Below are 22,947 nucleotides of genomic sequence, written 5' to 3'. Positions count from 1 at the left end.
GCCATGACCACGCCCCTGCGCCTTGGCGTCAATATCGACCATGTGGCGACCATCCGCAACGCGCGCGGCGGGGATCATCCCGATCCGGTCAAGGCGGCGTTGCTGGCGGTAAAGGCGGGGGCGGACGGGATCACCGCGCATCTGCGCGAGGACCGGCGGCATATTCGCGACGAGGATGTCGCCACGCTGATGGCGGCGCTCAACGTGCCGCTCAATCTGGAGATGGCGGCGACGGCGGAGATGCTGGACATCGCGCTGCGCTACAGGCCGCACGCCGCCTGCATCGTGCCGGAAAAGCGCGAGGAGCGCACGACCGAGGGCGGACTGGACGCGGCGGGACAGTTTGAGACGCTTCAGCCCATCGTGCAGGCGCTGGGTGACGCGGGGATTCGCGTCAGCCTGTTCATCGAGGCGGACGCGCGCCAGATCGACGCGGCGATCCGGCTGGGCGCGCCGGTGGTGGAATTCCACACCGGTGCCTATGCCCATATGCATGGCGAAGCGCGCGCGGCGGAATTGCGCAAGCTGGCCGATGCCGCCGCGCTGGCGGCGAAAAACAGCATCGAGCCTCATGCGGGCCATGGCCTGACCTTCGACAATGTCGCGCCGATCGCCGCCATCCCGCAGGTTGCCGAACTCAATATCGGCCATTTCCTGATCGGCGAGGCGATCTTCGGCGGGCTGGAAGGCAGTATCAGAGAGATGCGGCGGCAGATGGATCTGGCGCGTTGAGCCAAGATATTGATCGCGACGATTCTTCACCCCTCCCCTTCAGGGGAGGGGACGGGGGTGGGGGTCATCGTCTTGGCGCCGCGTCTGCGGCACGCCCCCACCCCAACCCCTCCCCTGAAGGGGAGGGGCTTTCAAGGTGATCATCGGCCTCGGCTCCGACCTCTGCAATATCGAGCGTATCCAGAACTCGCTCGACCGCTTCGGCGCGCGGTTTGAGAGCCGTGTGTTCACCGATGTCGAGCAGGCCAAGGCCAATCGCCGCCCCTTCACCAAGGCGGGGACGCTGGCCAAGCGGTTCGCCGCCAAGGAGGCTTTTTCCAAGGCGGTCGGCACCGGGTTCAAGCGCGGCGTGTTCATGAAGGATATCGGCGTGGTCAACGCGCCGTCGGGCGCGCCGACGCTGGCCCTGACCGGCGGCGCGCTGGCGCGGCTGGAAACGATGGTGCCTGCGGGTCACAAGCCGGTCATTCATCTGACGCTCACCGACGATCATCCATGGGCGCAGGCCTTCGTCATCATAGAGGCGGTGCCGCTGTGAGCGCCCTGCCCCCCGACCCCAGCGAGCAGACTCAAATGACCGCAGCCGACCTGAGCGACGAGACGCCTGCACCGGAAACCCCCGCACCTGAAATCAAAGCGCCCGCGCCTTGGGTCAATTGGTGGCAGGAGGTCAAAAGCCTGTCGCTGCTGATCCTGGCGGTGCTGGCCTTCCACAGTTTCGTCGCCAAGCCCTTTTACATCCCGTCCGAATCGATGATGCCGGTGCTGCTGACCGGTGATCGGCTGGTGGTGAGCAAATTCCCCTATGGCTGGTCCTATGTCTCGCCCAGCTTTCACCCCCTGCCCTTCCTGAAAGGGCGACTGTTCGGTCGGCTGCCCGAACGCGGCGATATCGTCATCGTGTCGCCGCAGAACCGGCGCGAGGATTATATCAAGCGGGTGATCGGTCTGCCCGGTGACATTATCGAGGTGCGCGGCGGACAGGTGGTGCTGAACGGCGTGGCGGTAAAGCAGAAGGCATTGAAGCCGCTGCGTCTGGCCGTGGATGCCAATGCCCCCTGTTCGCCGATGCAATTCCCCGGCGCGCGCGTCAGCGGCGTGGACGGCAAGGACTATTGCGAATTGCCGGTGCGGCAGGAAATTCTGCCCAATGGCAAGACGTACCTGACGATCGACATGGGGCCTAGCGCGCTCGACTGGTATGGCCCGGTCAGGGTGCCTGCCAACCATGTGTTCCTGATGGGCGACAATCGCGACAATAGCGCCGACAGCCGTGCGCCGCTGGAGGAAAATGGGCTGGGCGGGCCTGTGCCATGGGAGGCGATTGGCGGGCGGGCCGAGTTCATCACTTTCAGCCTGGACGGCGATACGACATGGAATCCGCTGAGCTGGGTCCGCTCGCTGCGTAGCGGCCGCGCCGGGAACAGCCTGCGGCCAGCGAGCGTTACCGACCCGAAATAGTCATGATATAAGGGGCATCGGGTTTGAGCGACACGCAGCATCATGTCGAGGAACCCGGTCCCAGCGAAGTGCGCAGCCCGCTGGTGGCCCAGGAGTTGCAGCGCGCGGGCGTATGGTTCGCGCTGGCCATCCTCATCGGGCTGATCGCGATATTGGCGCAGCCGATCCTGCTGGTGCTGGGCGCGCTGGTGCTGGCGACGATGATGGATGGCGGGGCGCGGCTGTTGAAGCGCGTGCTGCCGATCGCGCGCGGCTGGCGGCTGACGATCGTGCTGCTGAGCGCCGTCGCTTTCATGGTATGGACCTTCTACCTGACCGGATCGAGCCTGATGGAACAGGCGCAGGCGATGCGGACGATCGTCGAAACGCAGGTCGCGCGCGTGGGCGGCTGGATGCAGCAGATGGGCGTGTCCACCACGCCGGAGGATTTGAAGAGCCTCGCCAGTCAGGCGATGAGTTCGATGGGACGGGTGACGGCGGCAGTCGGCACCGCGGTCGGCGCGATCACCAGCGGGGTCATGATGCTGGTGCTGGCGATCTTCATCGCGGTCGATCCCAAACTCTATGAACGCGGCGTCGCTTGGATGCTGCCGATGGAAAAGCGCAGCCATTTCTACGCTATCGCCGACAAGATGGGCTGGACGCTGCGGCGGCTGATGGCCGGGCGGCTGATCGGGATGGCGGTGGAGGGTGTCGGCACCTGGCTGCTGCTCTGGGCTGGCGGGGTGCCGATGGCAGGGCTGCTGGGGCTGTTGACCGGCCTGTTCGCCTTCCTGCCCAATATCGGGTCGATCCTTTCGGGCGTGCTGATCATCCTGGTCGGCTTTTCCGGCGGTACCGACACCGGCCTCTATGCCTTTGGCGTCTATCTGGCGGTGCAGATTGTCGATGGCTATCTCATCGTGCCGATGGTGGCGAAAAAGGCCACGGATCTGGCCCCCGCGCTGGTGCTCGCGGCGCAGATTCTGTTCGGCGCACTGTTCGGCATCATGGGGCTGTTCCTGGCCGACCCGATCGTCGCGATGATCAAGGTCTATCTGGAGGAACGGTCCAAGCGGCTGGAGGAAAAGCGCGCGGCGCGGGTGGCGGAACGGTTGGGGGTTTGAGATTTTGCCGCAGTCGGCATAAAATACCCCGTCCACTCAGCCCGGCAGCACCAAACTCGCTTCCAGTCCGCCACCTGGCCGGTTGGCCAGCCGCAATGCGCCCTGATGTTCGGCCATGATCGCGCGCACCAGCGCCAGCCCCAGCCCTGCCCCGCCGGTCTCGCGGTTACGCGAGCCTTCCAGCCGGGTGAAGGGTTCGAGCATTTCGTCCATCCGGTCCTCGGCAATGCCCGGCCCTTCATCGGCCACGATGATGCGGATCATGCCGCCTTCGCGGTTGACCGACACATGGGCGCGTTCGCCATAGACGATGGCGTTTTCGACAAGGTTGCGCAGTGCACGGCGGATCTGCTGGGGGCGGACGAAGGCGACGGCGCGGTCGCTGTCGGTCATGTCGACCGGTGATCCCAGTTCGATGAAATCCTCCACCACCGCGTCAGCCAGAGACGCCAGATCGACCTTCTGCGCGGCTTCGGTGCTACGCCCGGCACGGGCAAGCGAGAGGATATCCTCCAGCATCCGGTTCATTTCGTCGATCGTTTCGGACATGCGCGCCCGCTCGCCATCATCCTCGACCGATTCGGCCCGGACCCTGAGGGAGGCGAGCGGAGTCCGCAAATCGTGGCCGATCGCGCCGAGCATCCTATCTTTCTCATCCAGCATGGCGATGATGCGCGATCGCATGGCGTTGAACGCCATGGTCAGGTCGCGCACATCGCCGGGGCCGCGTTCATCGACCGGATCGGCAGAGCCGGTGCGGGCAAATTGCTGGGCGGAGCCGGTGAGTTGCTTGAGCGGTCGCGCGAGGCGACTGCCGACCCAGAGCAGGGGCAGCAGGACGATGACATAGAGGATGAGCGTCTGGCCGACCAGCCAGCCGCCAAAGCGCTGCGGCCGGTCGCCGGTCCGGGCCTGCGTCACCACCCATTTGCCCGGCTCATATTCCGCCGCCAGCGTCAGCCGGGCGACGCGATGGTCGTGCGGACGTTCGCCATTGGCGCGGATGCGGATGCGCTCCCAGCGGCGCATGGGCATGACGCTATCATCCTGCACCACGCGGACGCTCAATATGTTGAGGCCGATATCCCCGAACATGGCCATGGCGCGCTTTTCGATATCGGGGCGCGCCTGTCCTTTCAACGTCGGCGTGCCTTGCACGAAGCGGGCGCGCATCCGTGGCGGGACCGGGCGATCGGGCCGGTTGTCGAGCGCATCGATGACGCGATAGACGGCAGGGGCTGTCTGGCCGGTCAGTTCCAGCTGGGTCCGTTCGCGATAGAGCAGCGCGAAATTGATCGCCTGCGCCACGAACAGCGCCAGCGCGACGAGCAGGATGATCTGCCCGACCAGACTTTGCGGCCATAGGCGCAGCCGCTTCCACGCCTGCGCCATCACAGTTTTCGGACTTCGGCGGACAATGTGTAGCCGCCGCCCCAGACGGTCTTGATCAAAGTCGGATTTTTGGGGTCCGGCTCGATCTTCTTGCGCAGGCGGCTGATCTGATTGTCGATCGCCCGGTCGAACGCATTGGCTTCGCGGCCCTGCGTGATGTCGAGCAACTGGTCGCGGCTCAGCACGCTGTTGGGGCGGGTCGCAAAAGCCAGCATCAGATTATATTCGGCGGTCGACAGTGGCAGCGACACGCCCTCGCTGTCCACCAGCGTGCGCTCCTGCGTCTTGAGCAGCCAGCCGGCGAAACTGTAATTGGCGCCATCGGGCGCGGTGACGCGCTGGCCGCCGGTGGCGACGCGGCGGAAGATCACCTTGATCCGGGCCACCAGTTCGCGGGGCGAAAAGGGTTTGAGGACATAATCGTCCGCGCCCATCTCCAGCCCGACGATGCGGTCGGTCTCCTCGGTGCGGGCGGTGAGCAGGATGACCGGGATTTCGCTGGTTTCGCGGATATAGCGGCAGAGCGACAGGCCGTCCTCGCCCGGCATCATGATGTCGAGGATCACCAGGTCGATAGCGTTGGCGTTCAGGCGAATGCGCGCCTCCGCCGCGCTGTCGACGGCGGTGACGCGAAAGCCGTTGCGGGACAGATATTGCGCCAGCGGTTCGCGGATCGAACGCTCGTCATCGACGAGGAGGAGATGGGGTTTTTCGCTCATGCTGCCTGTCTGTCATGGCTGAACAAAGGTTGGAAGGGCGAAGGCGCAAGGGGGCACGCCTTCGCCCTTCCAGTTGTCGCGATCGGGTTCAGGGACATCAGGGGGAATGCCGGGCCGGACCGCGAAAGGGAGTATTTAGCCTGCGGGCGGCGGGGGTGCCTTGCGGTCCTTCCACGCGCCGCGCATCGCTTCGCGGCCTGCCTTCATTTCATCGGCGGTCACCTTGCCATCCTTGTTGGCGTCGGCCTTGTCGAACATCGCGATCGGCCCGGCCATGAACTCGGCCTTGGTGACGGTGCCATCCTTGTTCGCGTCGCCGCGCCCGCCCATCATGCCGCCCCCTATCATACCACCTTGGCCGAGACCGCGATGATGGCCACGGCCCGCCCATTTGCGGCCTTCGGGGCCACCGGGCTTGCCGGCTTCAGCACGGCGCTCGGCGCGCTTGTCGGCGCGGGCTTCATGCGCGGCGGTAAATTCCGCCTTGCTGACCTGGCCATTCTTGTCGGTGTCCAGCGCGGCAAAGCGCATGTCGAGCCGCTGGGCGCGCATCGCGTCACGATCGGCCTGGGTCAGCTTGCCGTCCTTGTCGACGTCCATCCTGGCAAAGCGCGCTTCCAGCCCGGCGGTCAGTTCCGCCTTGCTGATCGCGCCATCCTTGTTGGTGTCCGCCATGGCCATCATGCCACCGCGGCCACCCCGGCCCGGCCCTTCACCGCCCGGCTGGGCGAAAGCGAGATGCGAGGCAGCAAGGCCGCCGACGAACAGCGAACCCAGCGCCACGGTGCCAAAAAATTTACGAAGCATGTCCAGCTACCTTCCAAATGATTGTCATGAACGGCATGTCGCCGTCCTTGAGATCACTTATGGGCAAGACTTGTCCCGCAACTATGTCAGCGCAACAGGCAAACTGTCGCAATTTGTAACGTCTGACTTTGTCCCCCTCCCGCTTGCGGGAGGGGGTAGGGGAGGGTCTGTAACCGGCAGTCGCATCGGACATGCCCTCCCCGACCCCTCCCGCAGGCGGGAGGAGAGAATGAATCAGGCGTCCCGCCGCCCCAGCAATCGCAACCGCAGCGCGTTGAGCTTGATGAAGCCCGCCGCGTCGCGCTGGTCATAGGCGCCCGCATCATCCTCGAACGTCACGACCTTCTCGCTGTAGAGCGAATAAGGCGACTTGCGACCCACGACATAGACGCCGCCCTTGTAGAGCTTGAGCCGGACGGTGCCGGTGACCTTCTCCTGGCTATGGTCGATCGCCGCCTGCAACATCTCGCGCTCTGGCGAAAACCAGAAGCCGTTATAGATCAGCTCGGCATATTTGGGGGCCAGTTCGTCCTTCAGATGCGCCGCGCCGCGATCCAGCGTCACCTGCTCAATACCGCGATGGGCCAGGTGATAGATGGTGCCGCCCGGCGTTTCATACATGCCGCGCGATTTCATGCCGACGAAGCGGTTTTCAACCAGGTCGAGACGGCCAATGCCATGCTTGCGGCCATAATCGTTGAGCGTTTCCAGCAATGTCGCAGGCGACATGGCGACACCGTTGATCGCCACGCCATCGCCGCGCTCGAAATCGATGGTGATATATTCGGGCGCGTCGGGCGCGTCCTCCGGGTTGACCGTGCGCGAATAGACATAGTCGGGGACTTCATCCCACGGATCTTCCAGCACTTTACCTTCCGACGAGGTGTGCAGCATGTTCGCGTCGGTCGAAAAGGGGCTTTCGCCGCGCTTGTCCTTGGCGATCGGAATCTGATTCTGTTCGGCAAATTCTATCAGCCGTGTGCGGCTGGTGAGATCCCATTCGCGCCAGGGCGCAATCACCTTGATGTCGGGCGACAGGGCGTAATAGCCCAGCTCGAAGCGGACCTGGTCATTGCCCTTGCCGGTCGCGCCATGGCTGACCGCATCAGCGCCCACCATTTTGGCGATCTCGATCTGGCGCTTGGCGATCAGCGGCCGGGCGATCGAGGTGCCGAGCAGATAGAGGCCTTCATAGAGCGCGTTGCTGCGCATCATCGGGAACACATAGTAGCGCACGAATTCCTCGCGCAGGTCGTCGATGAAGATATGTTCTTCCTTGACGCCCATCAGCCGTGCCTTGGCCCGCGCTGGCTCCAGCTCCTCGCCCTGCCCCAGATCGGCGGTGAAGGTCACCACCTCGCACTGGTATGTCTGTTGCAGCCATTTCAGGATCACGCTGGTGTCGAGGCCACCGGAAAAGGCAAGGACGATGCGGTTGATCTTGTCTGACATGGCTAGCGACTCTTCTGTGCAGTGATGGCGCGGATGATGCGCGCGGCGCGTATCAGCCAGTGTGCAAAAGTGCAACCGGACAGGCAAAAAGGGACCGGAAGCACTGTGCTTCCGGTCCCTCTCATCCTGTCGTCAGGGGTTGATCAGTGGGTGCGTGGTTTCAGAACACCGGTCCGCACGCCGTCATTGCCAAAGCGATAGACGGTCTGGCTGCGGTCGATCGCCGGGGTGGGCGTTGCGACCGGCTCAGCCTGGTGGGGCTCTGGCGGTGCGGCGACCGCCTGACGCTCGGCCAGCAGGAACTTGGCCCGGCGCACCCGCTTGGCGTGGGTGAGGAAGGGGTTTTCCGGGCTGGGCGGCGCGGCAACCATGGCGGCGATCGTGCGCTCCTCGTCCGTCACTGGCGCAGCGGGAGTATAAACGGAGCGGGGCGCAACGGGCGCCGGGGCGGGTTCGATCGGCATCGGCTCGGCGACCGGCGCAACCATTTGCTCCTCCTCGACCGTTTCGATCGGGCGACGACGACGCATCAGCGCAGCACCACCCAGGCCTGCGAGCAGCAAGGCTGCCCCGCCCATGGCGAAAAGCAGGGCATTGTCGGTGCGCGCAGCCTGTTGTTCCACTACTGGCGCGGCTGGCGTTGCAGCAACCGGTTCCGGCGCGATCACAGGTGCGACCGGTGCCTGCGTCACGGCAGGCGGTGTCACCGCAGGAGCCGATTGTGCGACGGCGACCGGTACGACTGGCGCAGCGACCCGTTCCACAGCGCGCGCGGCGGCGCGGCGCGGCGCTGGCGCAGGCTTGGCAGCGGCCTCTGCTTCAGCGGCTGCAATCGCTGCGGCGCGACGTTCCTCGACCGAGGGCGTGGCTTGCACCACCGGCGCGCTGGTCGCGAAAGTGGGCGTCGAGGGGGTCGCAGCGACTGGCGCTGTCACAGCCTCCGGCGGTGCGGTGGGTGCGGTTACCGTTGGGGCTACCGGCGGCGGCGCGAGTTCCTGTGCCAGCAAAGGGGTTGCACTGAGGGCCAGAACAGCGGCGATCGCGGCCCTGGCGGGGCGAATTGAGCGAGTGTGTTCAGTCATAGCGAAAGATGAACCCACGACATCTTCGATTGACCGCAGACAGACTCTCGCTTTCAGGACGGATGGTGGCGGATCAGCGGCAGGATGATTGGCCTGAACAACGGTTCATCTTCACATGAACGCCAGATTTACAAAATAATACTATAAGTCATCTAACCTACGTCCTTCACGATAGGCGCCGTCCAGCAAAGCGTCCTGCTGTGCCTGATCCTTGGCGTCCGCAATCCGCTCCGCCTTCGTCCAGCCGAATTTCGCGCGATTGCCCTCCGCGACGCGCGCTCTGTCGTCCCGCGCCTTCGCCTTGCGCGCCTGGCGCAGATTGATGACATTGCTCATGTCCAGGCTGTTCCTTCCCCATTGCGCCGCATATCGCATCATAGGAGCGGCGATCATGGCTTGCCAAGCGCGGCCTGTCGCTTCCATGACAGCGTCATGACCAGCATCCACGACGTCGCCGCCCTGGCTCAGGTATCGATCAAGACAGTGTCGCGCGTCGTCAACAGCGCCCCCAATGTCAGCCCGGACCTGCGCACGCGGGTGCAGGCGGCGATCGATCAGCTGGGCTATCGCCCCAACCAGTCGGCGCGGCGGCTGGCGGGGGGGCGGTCCTTCATGATCGCCTATCTCTACAGCAATCCCGCGCCCGGCTATATCAGCGGCATCCAGACGGGCGCGGCCGCGCGCTGCCGGGAATTGGGCTATCATCTGGTGGTGGAGCCGATCTCACCGGGCGGCGAGGAGCGATTCGACGTGCTGGACCGGCTGGTTGCGGCGCTGCGGCCCGATGGCGTGCTGCTGGTGCCACCCTTGTCGGACGATGAAGGACTGCTGGCGCGCCTCGCGGAACTGCGCCTGCCCTGCGCGCGGATCGCCGGGTCGGTGGTGGCGGCCAGTTTCAATATCCACACCCCCGAACGGGCCGCCGGACGGATGGTCGCCGACCATCTGATCACGCATGGCCACCGCCGGATCGGCATCATCACCCCCCCGCCCTCGCACCGCGCGGCACTGCGCCGGGTCGAGGGATTTCGCGACGGCCTGACCGCCGCGAGCCTGCCCATCGACGATGCGCTGTTCGTACCGGGCGGATTCGATTTCACATCGGGCATCGCGGCGGGCGAAGCGCTGCTGGCCCTGCCCCAGCCGCCGAGCGCCATCTTTGCGACCAATGACGACATGGCGCTGGGCGTGCTGACCCATGCCCACCGCATCGGCCTGCGCGTGCCGGAGGATCTGTCAGTGGTCGGCTTCGATGACACCCCCGCGAGTCTCACCAGCTGGCCACCGCTCACCACCGTGCGCCAGCCGCTGGAGGATATGGGCCGATCGGTCATCGACGCGCTGGCCAACGGCCCGCTCGATGCGCCGGAATTCCTGTTCACGCTGGTGGAACGAGGCAGCTGCGGGCCAGGGCCGGGCTGAACCGGCGAAGAAGGGCTGGAGCGGGTAGCGGGGATCGAACCCGCATCACAAGCTTGGAAGGCTAGTGCTCTACCATTGAGCTATACCCGCCCGGCCGGGAAGCGCCCTGCCATCATCCTGGGGGCTTCGTCAATATCGCAATGCGCAATTGCGCCAAGATCGCCCTTAACCCGGCGCGGCATTTCCTCTATCAGGCGGGGATGCAAAGCCCTTCCCTGCGCCAGCTGGACATTTTCGCGCAGATGGTGGCGGCGGGCAGCGTTGCCCGCTGCGCCGACATGCTGGGCGTTACGGCTGACGATATCGCCCGCGACATCGGGTCGCTGGAAATGCGGCTGGGCTATCGCCTGTTCGAGGATATGAGCGGCACCGTCCGCCTGACCCCTGCCGGGCGCAAGACGGCGCAGGCGATGACTTTATTGTCGCAGGACGCGCCGGAGGATTGGGACGAGACGGCTGCGCCCCCCAAAGCGCTGCCCCCACCGCCCGCTCCGCCGCGCAAGACGATCATGCTGGCGGCCCCCGCCCCAATCTTCGGCCATTTTCAGGAAGCGCTGTCGGCGTTCGAGGCGGCCAATGAGGATATTGCGATCACGCTGGACTTGCAGGTCCAGTCGGTAACCGACGCAGCCGCCGCCCTGCGGGAGGGGCGCGCCGACATCGCCTATTTCTATGCGCTGGAGGAACCGTCCGGTTTCGCGTCCCGCTATGGCTGGTCAGAGCCGCTCAGCCTCTATGTCGGGGCCGCCCATCCGCTGGCGCAGGCGGACAGCGTGTCGCGCGACGATCTGGCCGTCACACCGATGCTGGCGCTGGAGCGACATAATCCCATGCGCCATATCGTCGAGGATGCGCTGGCGCGGGGGCGGGTGCAGCTTGGCGCGCCGGTGCTGGAAAGCGACGATATGTTCGCGGTGATGACGGCGCTGCGCGCGGGCAAGGGCATCTTCGCCGCCTTTGGCGCACTGGCGCGCGATCTGGGGCGGATGGACGGGATCGGACGGCTGCCACTCGACACGCAATTGCCCGCGATCGAGGTGCGCCAGGCGCTGGGACCGCGCGCGGCGGAAACCCCGGCGGTGGAGGCGCTGGCGGAATTTCTGTTTCTTTAGGCCTCAACGCTTATCCCTTCTCCGTTCAGGCTGAGATTGCCGAAGCCCCGTCCTTCTTTGCGAAGAAGAACAGCCCTTCGACAGGCTCAGGGCGAACGGATGCGGGATGGTGAAAAAACCCCACCCCCTTGCCTGACGCACCGCAGCAAAAAGGCGACGAACTGAGCTTGATATGATATCTCATTCTGGATACAGGGTCACATCGACTTTCCCGTTCCAAGGATGATGCCGTTTCATGCTCCTTTCCCCGCTCCTGCGCGCCGGCTGCGCCCTGCACGCCCTGTGCCTTGCCCTCCCCGCCCTAGCCCAGACCCCCGACGCAGCAGCCGATCAGGCCTATCATGACAATCGCGCCGACATCATCGTCACCGCCATCATCCCCCGGCGGCAGGGCGACATCTTGTCCGGCACGTCGGTGGTTACGGGCGAGGAACTGACCCGCACCATGCGGTCGACCATCGGCGAGACGCTGGCGCGGCAGCCGGGCGTGTCGGCGACATCCTTTGGTCCCAACGCATCCCGCCCGATCCTGCGCGGCTTTCAGGGGGAACGGGTGCGCATCCTGACCGACGGGATCGGCAGTTTCGACGTGTCCAACACATCGGTCGACCACGCCGTCGCCATCAACCCGCTGACCGCCGACCGGATCGAGGTGCTGCGGGGGCCCGCCGCCTTGCTCTACGGATCGTCAGCCATCGGCGGCGTCGTCAATGTCATCGACAGCCGCATCCCGCGCCGCGTGCCGGACGAGCCGGTGCATATCGACGCCATCACCACCTATGGCAGCGCCGCGAACGAGCGTACCGGATCGGGCGAGGTCGAAGTGCCGCTGGGCGATAAGCTCGTCTTTCACTTTGACGGCAGCTATTCCAAGTCGGGCGATCTGGACACGGGCAACTATATATTGACCCCGGCCCTGCGCGCGCAGGCCGCGGCCAGCGGCGACCCGGACATTGCCAGCCTGGCGACCCTGCGTGGCAAGCTGCCCAACAGCGCGGCGGAAACATGGGAAGTGTCGGGCGGCGCGGCATTGATCACCGATGGCGGCAATCTGGGCTTTTCGGTCACCCATAGCGACAATCTCTATGGCGTGCCGGTGCGCTATGCGGTGGAGCCGGGCGGCGAGGCGGAGAAGGTGCGGCTGCATATGAAGCAGGACCGGGCCGACATGCGCGCCGAAGTGCCGGTCAATGGCAGTTTCCTCGAATCGATCCGCTTCCGCGCGGGTTTTGCCGATTATCAGCATCAGGAAATCGAGGATACGGGCGAGGTCGGCACGACATTCTACAATCAGTCGATGGAATCGCGGCTGGAACTGATCCAGGCCAATCGCGGCGGATGGGACGGTGCGATCGGCGGGCAATTCTTCACCCGCAAATTCCATGTCGAGGGAGAAGAAAAATTCCTGCCCCGCAACGAAACCACCCAGTTGGGCCTCTTCACCCTCCAGTCGATCGACCTGGGCAAAACCCGCGTCGAGGTGGGCGGGCGCTATGAACATACCGATGTCAGCGCGGACGCCGACGCGACTTTGTTCAACCCGGCCTATGACCGCCGGTTCGACACCATTTCCGGCTCGATCGGCGCAAGCCGGGAGATCGTACCGGGCTGGCGCGCGGGGCTGAACCTGTCCCGCACCGAACGCGCGCCATCGGCCGAGGAATTGTTTGCGCGCGGCAATCATGCCGGGACGCAGGCGTTTGAACTGGGCAATCCCGATTTCAGCAAGGAAAAAAGCTGGGGCGTCGAAGCCACGCTGCGCGGCCAGGGGCCGGGCTACACCCTCGCCCTGTCCGCCTATCATAACTGGTTCGACGGTTATATTTATGACGCACAGGTCGCCGATGACGCCTGCATGGCGGTGAATGGCGGGGAGGATCTGGAATTCCCCTGCTTCCAATATAATCAGGCCAAGGCGCGCTATCTGGGCTTTGAAGCCGAAGCCACGGTCAAGCTGGCGCAAGTCGGCGGCTATGCCATCAACCTGGATGGCATAGCCGATTATGTCCGCGCGACCGTGACCGATTCCGGCCCGGCCCCGCGTATCCCGCCGATGCGCCTGCTGGGCGGACTGGAAGCGCAGGGCGAGCGCCTCAGCCTGCGGGGCGAGGTGGAGCATAGTTTCGCACAGGACCGGATCGCCGCGACGGAGACGGAAACGGGCGGCTTCACCCTGGTCAACGCATCGCTGGCTTGGAAGCCGATCAAGGGCAATGACCGCACCACCATCATGCTGTCGGCCAATAATATCTTCGACGTGGAGGCCCGCCGCCACGCCAGTTTCCTGAAGGATTACGCCCCGCTGGCCGGGCGCGACATCCGTATCACCGCGCGCCTGTCCATCTAATCTGACCAGGCCCCGTCGCGCCGCGCGACGGGGTCGATTGCGCATTATGACAATTTCGTTACAAGGCGCGGCTAATGCGCCAGATTGCTGCCCTCCCTTATGCGACCCATGCCGACGGATCGATGCAGATATTGCTGATCACGTCGCGCGACACGCGGCGATGGGTCATTCCCAAGGGCAACCGGATCAAGGGGCTGGCCGGCCATCGCGCCGCCGAACTGGAAGCCTTTGAGGAAGCGGGCATCCACGGCATCGCCTGCCCCGCCTCGCTTGGCCGCTACAGCTATGACAAGCGCAAGCGCAATGGTGCCGCGCGGGAGGCAAGCGTCGAGGTGTTCCCCCTTGCCGTCACAGGCCAATTGTCGCAATGGCCCGAACAGGGGCAGCGTGAACTGCGCTGGTTCCCCGTGGCAGAAGCCGCACGCGCGGTCGCCGAACCCGATCTTCAGGCAATCATCGCCGCCTTTCGCAAACCGCCCCGCGATCCGGGCCGGTTCGTGCGGATGCTGCTTTGGTTCAAGGACAAGCAAAGCGAAAGGACTGGAATGCTCGCCTGGTTTCATGCGTTGATGCCCAAGCAGGGCCGCTTTTTCGAGCAATTCGAAAATCATGCGGCAACCTTGGTCGCCGGCGCCGATGCACTGGCCCGGCTGCTCAAGGGCGGGCCGGACATGATGGTCCATATCAAGGAAATTTCCGACCGCGAACATGAAGCGGACGACATCATCCGCGACGTGCTGCAGGACGTCCGGCGCATTTTCGTCACCCCGTTCGACCGCAGCGCCATCACCGGGCTGATCGGTGTGATGGACGACGCGATCGACCAGATGAACCAGACCGCCAAGGCGATCGCCCTGTATGAGGTCAAGACATTCCCGCCGCAGATGCAGGATATGAGCGCGCTGATCGTCGAATGTGCGCGGCTGGCGGCCGAAGCGATGCCGCTGCTGCGTTCGCTCAACTTGAACGCCACGCGGCTGCACGACCTGACCGAACGTCTGGTGAAGCTGGAAGGCCATGCCGACATATTGCACGAAGCGGGCCTCAAGACGCTCTATGCCGCCGCGCGCGAAGGCAATCCGATGGATTTCGTCGTCGGGCGGGAAATTTATTCCCACCTGGAAAAGGTCACCGACCGGTTCGAGGATGTCGCCAACCAGATTTCCGGCCTGGTCATCGACCACGCCTGACGATCCCGCCGGATAGAGTCCATGGACCCCATAGCCTTCCCGCTGCTGGTCGCGCTGATCGGCGTCGCGCTTGCCTTTGACTTTCTCAATGGCCTGCATGACGCTGCCAACTCGATCGCGACCATCGTGTCGACCCGCGTGCTCAAGCCCCAATATGCGGTCGCCTGGGCCGCCTTCTTCAACTTCATCGCCTTCCTCTTCTTTGGCCTGCATGTCGCGACCACGGTGGGCAAAGGGATTGTCGATGCCGCGATCATCGATCCGCAGGTGATTTTCGGCGCGCTGATGGGGGCGATTTCGTGGAACCTCATCACCTGGGCGCTGGGCATCCCCTCCTCCTCCAGCCATGCGCTGATCGGCGGGCTGCTGGGCGCGGGGACGGCCAAGGCGGGGCTGCCCGCAGTGATCTGGACCGGCGTGTTCAAGACCAGCGCGGCGATCGTCCTGTCACCAGCGATCGGCCTGCTGCTGGCGCTGCTGCTGGTGCTGATCATAAGCTGGATCTTCCGTCGCTTCACGCCCCATGGCGCAGACGGGGTGTTTCGCAAGCTGCAACTTGTCTCCGCCTCGCTCTATTCACTGGGTCATGGCGGGAATGACGCGCAAAAGACGATGGGGATCATCGCCGTGCTGCTCTATTCGCAGGGCATGTTGCAGGGCGACTTTCATGTGCCCTTCTGGGTGGTGATCAGCTGTCAGGCGGCGATGGGCTTCGGCACATTGTTTGGCGGGTGGAAGATCGTCCACACCATGGGGTCGAAGATCACCCGGCTCAGCCCGGCGCAGGGTTTCTGCGCGGAAACCGGCGGCGCGATCACCCTGTTCATGGCGACGCATCTGGGGATTCCAGTGTCCACCACCCACACCATCACCGGCGCGATCGTCGGTGTGGGCGCATCGCGGCGGCTGTCGGCGGTCCGCTGGAACATAGCCTCGCGCATCATCGTCGCTTGGGTCGTGACCCTGCCCGCCGCCGGCCTGATCGGTGCGGGTTTTTATTGGGTCACGCGCTTCTTCTGATCATCCTCCCCCACCGGGGGAGGATGGCCTTTACGCAACCCGGCCGAGCCGGTGGTAGAGATTGGCATATTTCACCGATTCCGGCTGATCCTGAATCTCGCGCAGATAATGGACGATCGCGGTGCGGATCAGGCCGAAATCTTCCGGCGAGAAAACCGCGCGTGAGCGGGCGGGCTGGGGGTGGCCGCCGGTTTCTGTCGTTTCCATCGTGTCCGTCGTCATGATCCTGTCCTTATGTCAGCAAGCCGTCGTGCGGCGATGGACAGTGAGTTAGACATATTGACGCGATGCGGAAGGACGATGAGTGGCCGCGTGTCACGATAAGATTTGGTCATATTGTCATTCTATGACATCATGACTTTATGGCAGATGCAATCGACCGCAAACTTTACCTTGGCCCCAAGCTGCGCGTCCTGCGCCGCGAACTGGGGCTGAACCAGACCCGCATGGCCGAGGAACTCGGCGTTTCGCCCAGCTATCTCAATCATCTGGAGCGCAACCAGCGCCCGTTGAGCGCGCAGATGCTGCTGCGTCTGGCCAATGTCTATGACATCGACATTCGCGATTTCACCGCGCGCGCGACCGATAGCGGGCCGGGCGAATTGAGCGAAATATTGTCCGACGCGCTGGTTCGTGACATCGGCATTGCCCGCGACGAAGTGCTGGAAGTGTCGGAAAATTATCCCGGCGTCAGCGAAGCCATCGCCCGATTCTATCGCGCGCTGAGCGACCTGCGCCGCCTGCCCGGTGAAGCAGCGGCGGGCGAACGCGCCCCCGCCCCGCTGGTCGCGCCGATCGACTGGCTGCGTGAGACGATCGCGCGGGCGGGCAATCATTTTGCCGAGATTGACGCAGGGGCCGAAGCCATCGCGGCGCAGTTGAACGATGATCCCGCATTGTTGCAGGCGGACCTGCGCTCCCGGTTGAAAGAGCGGCACGGCATGGCCGTCCAGGTCGTCCGCGCCGATGTGCTGGCGGGGACGCTGCGCCATTATGACATGCACCGGCGGCGGCTGATGCTGAGCGAGCGGCTGGCGGCGTCCGGGCGGCTGTTCGCCATCGCCTATCATCTGTGCGCGCAGGAACTGGCCGACGCGATAGCCGCGCAGGTCGCCCGCGCCGCGCCGCCGGACGAGGATAGCCGCCGCCTCGCCACCATCGCGCTGACCAACTATGCCGCCGCCGCGCTGATCATGCCCTATGACCGCATCCGCCAGGCGGCGGAGCAATGCCGCCACGACCTGCCCGTGCTGCGCGACCGGTTCGGCGTGTCGAGCGAGCAGCTGGCCCACCGCCTGACCAGCCTCAACCGCACCGGCGCGCGCGGCATCCCCTTCTTCATGGTCAGGATGGACCGGGCAGGCATCATATCCAAGCGCTTCGACGGCGAAGCCTGGCCCTTCGCCCGCTATGGCAGCACCTGCCCGCGCTGGGACGCGCATGGCGCAGGCGCGGTCGATCAGGTGAATGTGCAATTGATCGAGACGCTGGACGAGCGCCGCTTCGTGACCCTGGCCATGGCGCTGCCCCAGTCGCCGGGCGCGCGCGGCCGCGCGGTCATCGCGCTGGGGTGCGAGGCGAAACATGCTTCGCGGATCGTCCACGCCGACGGGATCGATGCGGACAAGGACGACGCGGTCGAAGTCGGCCCCACCTGCCACCTGTGCGAACGCCGCGCCTGCCCCGACCGCGCGCTGCCCCCTGTGACGCGGGCGCTGGATTTGCATGGGTATGAGCGGACGAGCGCGCCGTTTCCGTTTAGGCGGGTGTGAAGGGGGGAGTGGCCGATTTCGGAATGTCTGGTTACTAGTGGGAATAAGGGATAGCTGCCGAACTTTTTGCGCTTGGGCACGCCGCGATGTTATGAAAGCCATCATTCGTCCACCGGCCAGTCATCGGCGCTTATATGCCAGATCTGACATTCTTTTGGCGGTCATTTGGCTCAACAAAATGTCTGCGGCCAGCGCTTTATTTCCATCCGGGAGAAGGGAACGCTTGATCAGGCAGAAGCGAAAATGGGCACCAACATATGTTCGATAGCCTTATCCACCCACTGGGTTTCGTTCGCCTCATCGCCTGAGAGTCGAGCGATCAGTTCCGGGTTGCCGAATGTTATCAGCGCAGCACCGATCAGTGTGAAATAGGCCGTGACGGGCTCTGCGCCCGCCAGTCGGCGTTGCGCCTGCAACCCGTCGAACAGAGGTTCGAGCAACCGCCAAACCGGTTGACCAAAATTGACGACCACCCATTCATGGCGTGCCGACAGGACGGAAAATTCCTGAAGCATGAGGCGCGTCAGGCGGGGATTTGACGCGAAGGTCCGCAGAAAGTCCGGCAAAACCTTGTGGGCGGTAACAACGGGGCTGGCTAACGCATCGAGCGTCAGATGTGCGCTCAGATATGCTTCGCCCTGGCGCGCGAATGTTTCGATAACCTGCCGCCAAAGCGCCATTTTCGAGGGGAAATAATAGGCAAGATGGCCCTGCTCGATACCCGCTGCCGCCGCTATCGCCCGCGTACTGGCGCCTTCAAAGCCCAGATCCGAAAAGACCCGCAACGCTGCGTCGAGAACGATCCGCCGATTTTCCTGACCATCATATCGGGCCGGACTGCTGTCCTTTGGCACCCTTTTTCCTTTGTTCATGCGGCCTGTTTGCCGGTCCCGCAAGTCCAGCGCAAGGGTCAAGTTTGTCGGTTGACAAATATCTTAGTCATATGACAAACACTAGGCCAGCGTAAAACTGACCTGCCTTGGAGAGAGCCATGTACCCGCTTGCCGCTGATCAACCCTATCCGCGCAACCAATGGTGGGTGGCGGCCTACACATCGGAACTGGGGCGGACGTTGCTGGCCCGGGACATTCTGGGGGAGCCGGTCCTGTTCTATCGCACCGAAAACGGCGATCCAGTCGCGCTGGCAGGCATCTGTCCCCATCGTGGCTTCCCGCTGGAACGCGGACGCCTGGTCGGGGATGCCGTGCAATGTGGGTATCACGGCTTTACTTTTGGGCCTGACGGGCATTGCCAGTTCGTGCCCAGCCAGAAGAATGTGCCGCAAAAATCAGCCCTGCGCCGCTACCTGGTCGTGGAACGAGGCAATCTGCTGTGGATCTGGACCGGACAAGAAAGCCTGGCCGATCCCGGCCTGATCCCCGATATGGAAGCGATCGGGCCCGGCAATCCCGACTGGGTCGTTGAACAGCATCCGCTTGCCACCGTCGATGCGCGTTACACGCTCTTGATCGAAAATCTGCTCGATCTCAGCCATGTTACCTTCATTCACGCCAACACCATTCCGGGCGGGAGCAAGGTGGTCGAAATTCCGGTCACACTGGCAGAGACCGAGCGCAGTCTTACCGTCCAGCGCAACGGCCAGAACCTGCCGCTCAATCCGCTGATCCAGATGCAATTCCCCCATCAGCAAGGGCCGGTCCATCAGCAATTTGATGCTGAATATATGGGACCGTGCCTGATCCGCACCGGTGGCGCAATCACCGATGCTGCCAGTGGCGTGGTGCTGGGCATTCAGAATTTTTTGCACATGATCACGCCTGCATCGCCGACCCGGCTGCACTATTTCGTCAACACCGCACGCAATTTCGGCCTCGATAATCCAGCCCTGACCGCGATGAACCTTGGAATGGGCACGCGCATCCAGCCCGAAGACATCGATGCAATCGAAACGATCGAAGCCGTGCTGCAATCGGGTGCGACGCTGCCGACAGAGATCAGCGCGCGAATCGACAATGGAGCCCTGAAAGTGCGCCGCCGGCTGGAAACCCAGATTTTGGCGGAGAATAGCGACGCTTGATGGGATTGGATTGTCTTGGGCAAAGCGATTTCGGCCTGATGGTTCATGTTCATGATTCAGATCATTCCTGATGTTCAACGCTATGTGAGAATTCACGAAGAATGATCAGGAATGTCGGCTTCCAAGCGTAACAGAGATGCGACAGAGTGGCGATAATCGGTACACAGCCGCCACCCCCCAACAAAAAAGGGGCCGCCGGGCAGGCGACCCCTTCTTTATCCTCTCCCGCGAAAGCGGAAGTGTGTCTGTTTAGTCAGACTTGGGCTGGAGGTTGACGGCGGCATATTTGCCGCGACGGTCGACTTCCAGTTCAAAGTCCAGACGGTCGCCTTCATTGAGGGCGGCCATGCCAGCGCGTTCGACGGCGCTGATGTGGACGAAGGCGTCGGGCTGGCCGTCATCGCGCTGAATGAAGCCAAAGCCCTTCATCGCGTTGAAGAATTTGACCGTGCCGCTGGCGCGTTCGCCGGTCAGCTGACGCTGCGGGCCGCCACGATCGCCACCGGGCGCGCCGAAACCACCGGCGCGGGGTTCGCGCGGTTCACGCGGCGGGCCGCGATCGGTAACGGGGAGCGGTTCGCCTTCGATCTTGAGATCGGTCGCCGACACCTTGCCGCCACGATCGACCAGGGTGAAGCCCAGCTGCTGCCCTTCGGCCAGACCGGTGAGGCCAGCCTGCTCGACAGCGCTGATGTGAACGAACACGTCTTCGCCACCATCATCACGGACGACGAAGCCGAAGCCCTTTTGACCGTTGAAGAATTTGACGACGCCCGTGCCTTCGCCAACGACCTGCGCGGGCATACCGCGACCACCGCCGCCGCCGCCGGCAAAGCCGCCGCCGCCGCCGCCGAAGCCGCCGCGATTGCCACCACCGGCAAAGCCGCCGCCAGCAGGACGATCGCCACCGCCGAAGCCGCCGCGATCCCCGCCGAAGCCACCACCGCCGCCGCCGAAGCGGTCACCGCCACCGAAGCCGCCACCAAAACCACCGCGACCACCGCCGCCGCCAGCGCCCTGATCGTAGAAATTGTCGTCGCCGAAACCGTCGCGCTTGTCCTTGCCGCGCCCGCCGCGGCGACCTCTGTCAAAACTCATGCCCTGTTAGTCACTTTCGCTTCGCCCCAAGACCAATCGGACAAACATGTCGGGCGAATGACATGCACAATCCACCGCAAAGGCGCGGTTTGGGAATCACTATATCAACTTTTCGGGGGAGCGCGAATGTTTTTACAGGCTCGCTTTCGGGTGCGACTTCGGCTGATCGCACGCCCCTGTCGAACCATCCCGTCGCACCATCGGCAAAGCCTTTGATTGCGATATCCCCGCTTTGCCCATAGAGGGGAGGCATGACCGTCCATTTCCATGAAGAAGACCTGCCCGCTGGCGTGCTTGCCCCCGGCCCGGTCGCCGTCGACACCGAAACCATGGGGCTGATCACCCCCCGCGACCGCCTCTGCGTGGTGCAGATCAGCGATGGCAAGGGCGATGAACATCTGGTGCGCTTTGCCGCTGGATCGGACTATGCCGCGCCCAATCTGCGCGCCGTGCTGGCCGACCCGGAACGGCTAAAACTCTATCATTTCGGGCGTTTCGACATCGCCGCGCTCAAACATTATCTGGGCGTGGTGGCAGCGCCCGTCTATTGCACCAAGATCGCGTCGCGCCTGATCCGCACCTATACCGACCGCCATGGCCTGAAAGAACTGGTGCGCGAATTGCTGGGGCAGGATATCAGCAAGCAGCAGCAGTCGAGCGACTGGGGCAACCCGACCCTGACCGACGCGCAGAAGGATTATGCCGCGTCCGACGTGCGCTTCCTCCATGCGCTGCGGACGGAGTTGAACAAAAGGCTGGAGCGCGAAGGGCGGATGGAACTGGCCCAGGCCTGTTTCGATTTCCTGCCGCATCGCGCCGAACTCGACCTGGCGGGATGGCCGGAGATCGACATCTTCTCCCATATGTAAGCGAATCGGGTAGTCGTCACCATGTCCGTCCAGGCCGATCAGCAACGCGATGTGCGCCGCCACTGGGCGCGGCCGGGGGGGAGCCATGACCGGCTGGTCGGCACGCTCAAAAACTGGCTGCCGGTCGCAGTCGGCGTGCTGAGCGCGCTGCTGGCGACTGCGCCCTTTACCGGCGGCGACAAGGTCAGCTTCGTTCTGGACAAGAATAAGGTGGAAGTCGCCAAGGAACGGATGCGCGTGACCGAGGCGCTCTATCGCGGGCAGGACAGCAAGGGGCAGCCTTTCTCCCTGCGCGCCGGGTCCGCGGTGCAGAAAAGCTCACGCGAACCGATCGTCGATCTGAACGCCATGTCCGCGCGCATATTGCTGTCGGACGGCCCGGCCGTGCTGAGCGCGCAAAAGGGCCGCTATGACATGGAGACAGAGCGGGTCGGGATCGAAGGGCCGGTGCAGTTCGAGGCGGCGGGCGGATATCGCCTTACCACGCGCGACGTCGGCATTGACCTCAAAACCCGGCGGATGCGCAGCGCAGGCCGGGTCGACGGGCGCATCCCGATCGGCACGTTCAGCGCAGACCATCTGGAAGCGGATATGGGCGCGCGGACGGTGACATTGAATGGCCGGGCCAGCTTGCGCATCGAACAAAATGGCCTCAAAGGGCGAAACTGATGAAAACCTCCTATCTTCTGCTGTCGATCGGCTGTTTGGGCGCCGCCGGGCTGTTGTTCGCCGGGGCGGATGCGCAGGTCGTCGGCAATCATAACAGCAACGCCCCGGTCAACTTCACCGCCGACCGGATCGAGGTGCAGGACCGCGCCGACCGTGTCGTCGTGTCGGGCAATGTCGAAGTGACGCAGGCGGGCATGACGCTCAACGCCGCGCGCATGACCGTGGCCTATCGCAACCAGCCGGGCGGTGGCGCGGGCGGGGTGGAGATCGACCGGATCGACGCATCGGGCAATGTCGTGGTGACCAAGGCGGACCAGACCGCGCGCGGCAATGTCGCCATTTACGACCTCAACAGCAAGCTCATCACCATGCTGGGCAATGTCGCGCTGACCCAGGGGTCGAACCGGCTGACCGGCGGGCGACTGGTGATGGACCTCAACACCGGGCGCTCGACGGTCGATGGCCGCGCGTCTGGCGGCGGCGCTGGCGTTACGGGCAGCGCCGGGGGCCGGGTGACCGGGACATTCTCGGTGCCGCAGCGGAAGAATTAAGCGCGGGCGTTGCGCGGTTTCCGTGACGCGACGAACCGTTTGTCGGTGGGGTTGATCCAGCGTGGAGACCCTGTAACAATCAGGGATTGCACATTTTTAATTGCGCTG

At 64.1% G+C, this 22,947-nt stretch carries 23 protein-coding genes and 1 tRNA gene; 14 read left to right on the top strand and 10 right to left on the bottom strand.

Annotation, left to right across the window (positions count from 1 at the left end; genetic code table 11):
* The first annotated feature begins 3 nt into the window (after nucleotides 1–3).
* The 4 genes from Q0D44_RS05595 (at nucleotide 4) to Q0D44_RS05580 (ending at nucleotide 3,299) form a co-directional block, all read left to right on the top strand.
* The gene (locus Q0D44_RS05595) at nucleotides 4–732 is read left to right on the top strand and encodes a pyridoxine 5'-phosphate synthase (RefSeq protein WP_294133695.1); all 729 of its coding nucleotides are present in this window, start codon (nucleotides 4–6) and stop codon (nucleotides 730–732) included.
* A gap of 136 nt (nucleotides 733–868) precedes the next feature.
* Nucleotides 869–1,270: a holo-ACP synthase gene (gene acpS, locus Q0D44_RS05590; protein WP_217673657.1), complete on the top strand. Its 402-nt coding sequence runs from the start codon at nucleotides 869–871 to the stop codon at nucleotides 1,268–1,270.
* A 35-nt stretch (nucleotides 1,271–1,305) separates the two neighbouring features.
* Entirely contained in the window at nucleotides 1,306–2,193 is an 888-nt protein-coding gene (gene lepB, locus Q0D44_RS05585; protein ID WP_294133690.1) for a signal peptidase I, read from the top strand.
* Nucleotides 2,194–2,216: 23 nt separating this feature from the next.
* On the top strand, nucleotides 2,217–3,299 hold the full coding sequence (locus Q0D44_RS05580) for an AI-2E family transporter (RefSeq protein ID WP_294133687.1): 1,083 nt from the start codon (nucleotides 2,217–2,219) through the stop codon (nucleotides 3,297–3,299).
* Between the two features lie 36 nt (nucleotides 3,300–3,335).
* Here Q0D44_RS05580 and Q0D44_RS05575 read toward each other — a convergent pair whose 3' ends face one another.
* The 6 genes from Q0D44_RS05575 to Q0D44_RS05550 form a co-directional block, all read right to left on the bottom strand.
* Nucleotides 3,336–4,691 carry an ATP-binding protein gene (locus tag Q0D44_RS05575; RefSeq protein ID WP_294133683.1) on the bottom strand — a complete coding sequence of 452 codons (1,356 nt, stop codon included), beginning with the start codon at nucleotides 4,689–4,691 and terminating at the stop codon, nucleotides 3,336–3,338.
* The gene (locus tag Q0D44_RS05570) at nucleotides 4,691–5,410 is read right to left on the bottom strand and encodes a response regulator transcription factor (protein WP_119746124.1); all 720 of its coding nucleotides are present in this window, start codon (nucleotides 5,408–5,410) and stop codon (nucleotides 4,691–4,693) included. The genes Q0D44_RS05575 and Q0D44_RS05570 overlap by 1 nt, the downstream gene beginning before the upstream one ends.
* Before the next feature lie 135 nt (nucleotides 5,411–5,545).
* Entirely contained in the window at nucleotides 5,546–6,217 is a 672-nt protein-coding gene (locus Q0D44_RS05565; protein WP_294133676.1) for an EF-hand domain-containing protein, read from the bottom strand.
* Nucleotides 6,218–6,451: 234 nt separating this feature from the next.
* Nucleotides 6,452–7,669: an argininosuccinate synthase gene (locus Q0D44_RS05560; protein WP_294133673.1), complete on the bottom strand. Its 1,218-nt coding sequence runs from the start codon at nucleotides 7,667–7,669 to the stop codon at nucleotides 6,452–6,454.
* Nucleotides 7,670–7,812: 143 nt separating this feature from the next.
* Nucleotides 7,813–8,751, bottom strand: a complete 939-nt coding sequence (locus tag Q0D44_RS05555; protein WP_294133671.1) for a hypothetical protein — start codon at nucleotides 8,749–8,751, stop codon at nucleotides 7,813–7,815.
* 141 nt (nucleotides 8,752–8,892) lie between these two features.
* Nucleotides 8,893–9,087: a DUF4169 family protein gene (locus Q0D44_RS05550; protein WP_294133666.1), complete on the bottom strand. Its 195-nt coding sequence runs from the start codon at nucleotides 9,085–9,087 to the stop codon at nucleotides 8,893–8,895.
* A 96-nt stretch (nucleotides 9,088–9,183) separates the two neighbouring features.
* On the opposite strand from Q0D44_RS05550, the gene Q0D44_RS05545 reads away from it, so the two are divergent.
* Entirely contained in the window at nucleotides 9,184–10,173 is a 990-nt protein-coding gene (locus tag Q0D44_RS05545; RefSeq protein WP_294133663.1) for a LacI family DNA-binding transcriptional regulator, read from the top strand.
* A 16-nt stretch (nucleotides 10,174–10,189) separates the two neighbouring features.
* Here the strand turns inward: Q0D44_RS05545 and Q0D44_RS05540 are convergent.
* Nucleotides 10,190–10,263: transfer RNA gene (locus Q0D44_RS05540), tRNA-Gly, on the bottom strand.
* 110 nt (nucleotides 10,264–10,373) lie between these two features.
* Between Q0D44_RS05540 and Q0D44_RS05535 the strand changes: the two genes are divergently transcribed.
* The 4 genes from Q0D44_RS05535 (at nucleotide 10,374) to Q0D44_RS05520 (ending at nucleotide 15,842) form a co-directional block, all read left to right on the top strand.
* Complete coding sequence (locus tag Q0D44_RS05535) at nucleotides 10,374–11,285, top strand: LysR family transcriptional regulator (RefSeq protein ID WP_294133973.1); 912 nt, start codon at nucleotides 10,374–10,376, stop codon at nucleotides 11,283–11,285.
* Between the two features lie 235 nt (nucleotides 11,286–11,520).
* Nucleotides 11,521–13,632: a TonB-dependent receptor gene (locus tag Q0D44_RS05530; RefSeq protein ID WP_294133660.1), complete on the top strand. Its 2,112-nt coding sequence runs from the start codon at nucleotides 11,521–11,523 to the stop codon at nucleotides 13,630–13,632.
* Nucleotides 13,633–13,706: 74 nt separating this feature from the next.
* Nucleotides 13,707–14,822: a DUF47 family protein gene (locus tag Q0D44_RS05525; protein WP_294133658.1), complete on the top strand. Its 1,116-nt coding sequence runs from the start codon at nucleotides 13,707–13,709 to the stop codon at nucleotides 14,820–14,822.
* Nucleotides 14,823–14,843: 21 nt separating this feature from the next.
* A complete protein-coding gene (locus tag Q0D44_RS05520) occupies nucleotides 14,844–15,842 on the top strand; it encodes an inorganic phosphate transporter (protein WP_294133656.1) in 999 nt (332 codons plus the stop codon).
* A 30-nt stretch (nucleotides 15,843–15,872) separates the two neighbouring features.
* Here Q0D44_RS05520 and Q0D44_RS05515 read toward each other — a convergent pair whose 3' ends face one another.
* The gene (locus Q0D44_RS05515; protein WP_294133654.1) at nucleotides 15,873–16,064 is read right to left on the bottom strand and encodes a hypothetical protein; all 192 of its coding nucleotides are present in this window, start codon (nucleotides 16,062–16,064) and stop codon (nucleotides 15,873–15,875) included.
* A gap of 140 nt (nucleotides 16,065–16,204) precedes the next feature.
* Between Q0D44_RS05515 and Q0D44_RS05510 the strand changes: the two genes are divergently transcribed.
* Nucleotides 16,205–17,614, top strand: coding sequence for an XRE family transcriptional regulator (locus tag Q0D44_RS05510; protein WP_294133651.1), 1,410 nt, complete (start codon nucleotides 16,205–16,207; stop codon nucleotides 17,612–17,614).
* 227 nt (nucleotides 17,615–17,841) lie between these two features.
* On the opposite strand, the gene Q0D44_RS05505 is transcribed toward Q0D44_RS05510, so the two are convergent.
* Nucleotides 17,842–18,528, bottom strand: coding sequence for a TetR family transcriptional regulator (locus tag Q0D44_RS05505; protein ID WP_294133648.1), 687 nt, complete (start codon nucleotides 18,526–18,528; stop codon nucleotides 17,842–17,844).
* Between the two features lie 77 nt (nucleotides 18,529–18,605).
* On the opposite strand from Q0D44_RS05505, the gene Q0D44_RS05500 reads away from it, so the two are divergent.
* Nucleotides 18,606–19,652 carry an aromatic ring-hydroxylating dioxygenase subunit alpha gene (locus tag Q0D44_RS05500; RefSeq protein ID WP_294133645.1) on the top strand — a complete coding sequence of 349 codons (1,047 nt, stop codon included), beginning with the start codon at nucleotides 18,606–18,608 and terminating at the stop codon, nucleotides 19,650–19,652.
* 249 nt (nucleotides 19,653–19,901) lie between these two features.
* Here the strand turns inward: Q0D44_RS05500 and Q0D44_RS05495 are convergent, their stop codons facing one another.
* Nucleotides 19,902–20,750 carry a cold-shock protein gene (locus tag Q0D44_RS05495; protein ID WP_294133642.1) on the bottom strand — a complete coding sequence of 283 codons (849 nt, stop codon included), beginning with the start codon at nucleotides 20,748–20,750 and terminating at the stop codon, nucleotides 19,902–19,904.
* Between the two features lie 251 nt (nucleotides 20,751–21,001).
* On the opposite strand from Q0D44_RS05495, the gene Q0D44_RS05490 reads away from it, so the two are divergent.
* Genes Q0D44_RS05490 through Q0D44_RS05480 form a run of 3 tightly spaced genes read left to right on the top strand, consistent with a single transcriptional unit; the run spans nucleotide 21,002 to nucleotide 22,839 of the window.
* Nucleotides 21,002–21,619 (top strand): ribonuclease D, encoded by a 618-nt coding sequence (locus Q0D44_RS05490; protein WP_294133639.1) that lies wholly within the window; start codon nucleotides 21,002–21,004, stop codon nucleotides 21,617–21,619.
* Nucleotides 21,620–21,640: 21 nt separating this feature from the next.
* Nucleotides 21,641–22,288, top strand: coding sequence for an LPS export ABC transporter periplasmic protein LptC (locus Q0D44_RS05485; RefSeq protein WP_294133637.1), 648 nt, complete (start codon nucleotides 21,641–21,643; stop codon nucleotides 22,286–22,288).
* Nucleotides 22,288–22,839 carry an LptA/OstA family protein gene (locus Q0D44_RS05480; protein WP_294133635.1) on the top strand — a complete coding sequence of 184 codons (552 nt, stop codon included), beginning with the start codon at nucleotides 22,288–22,290 and terminating at the stop codon, nucleotides 22,837–22,839. Before Q0D44_RS05485 ends, Q0D44_RS05480 begins: the two co-directional genes overlap by 1 nt.
* The last annotated feature ends 108 nt before the right edge of the window (nucleotides 22,840–22,947 follow it).

Origin of the sequence: Sphingobium sp. (assembly GCA_023266575.1) — a bacterium.
Taxonomy (GTDB): Bacteria; Pseudomonadota; Alphaproteobacteria; order Sphingomonadales; family Sphingomonadaceae; genus Sphingobium.
This window is presented reverse-complemented; position numbering and strand designations above follow the sequence as displayed.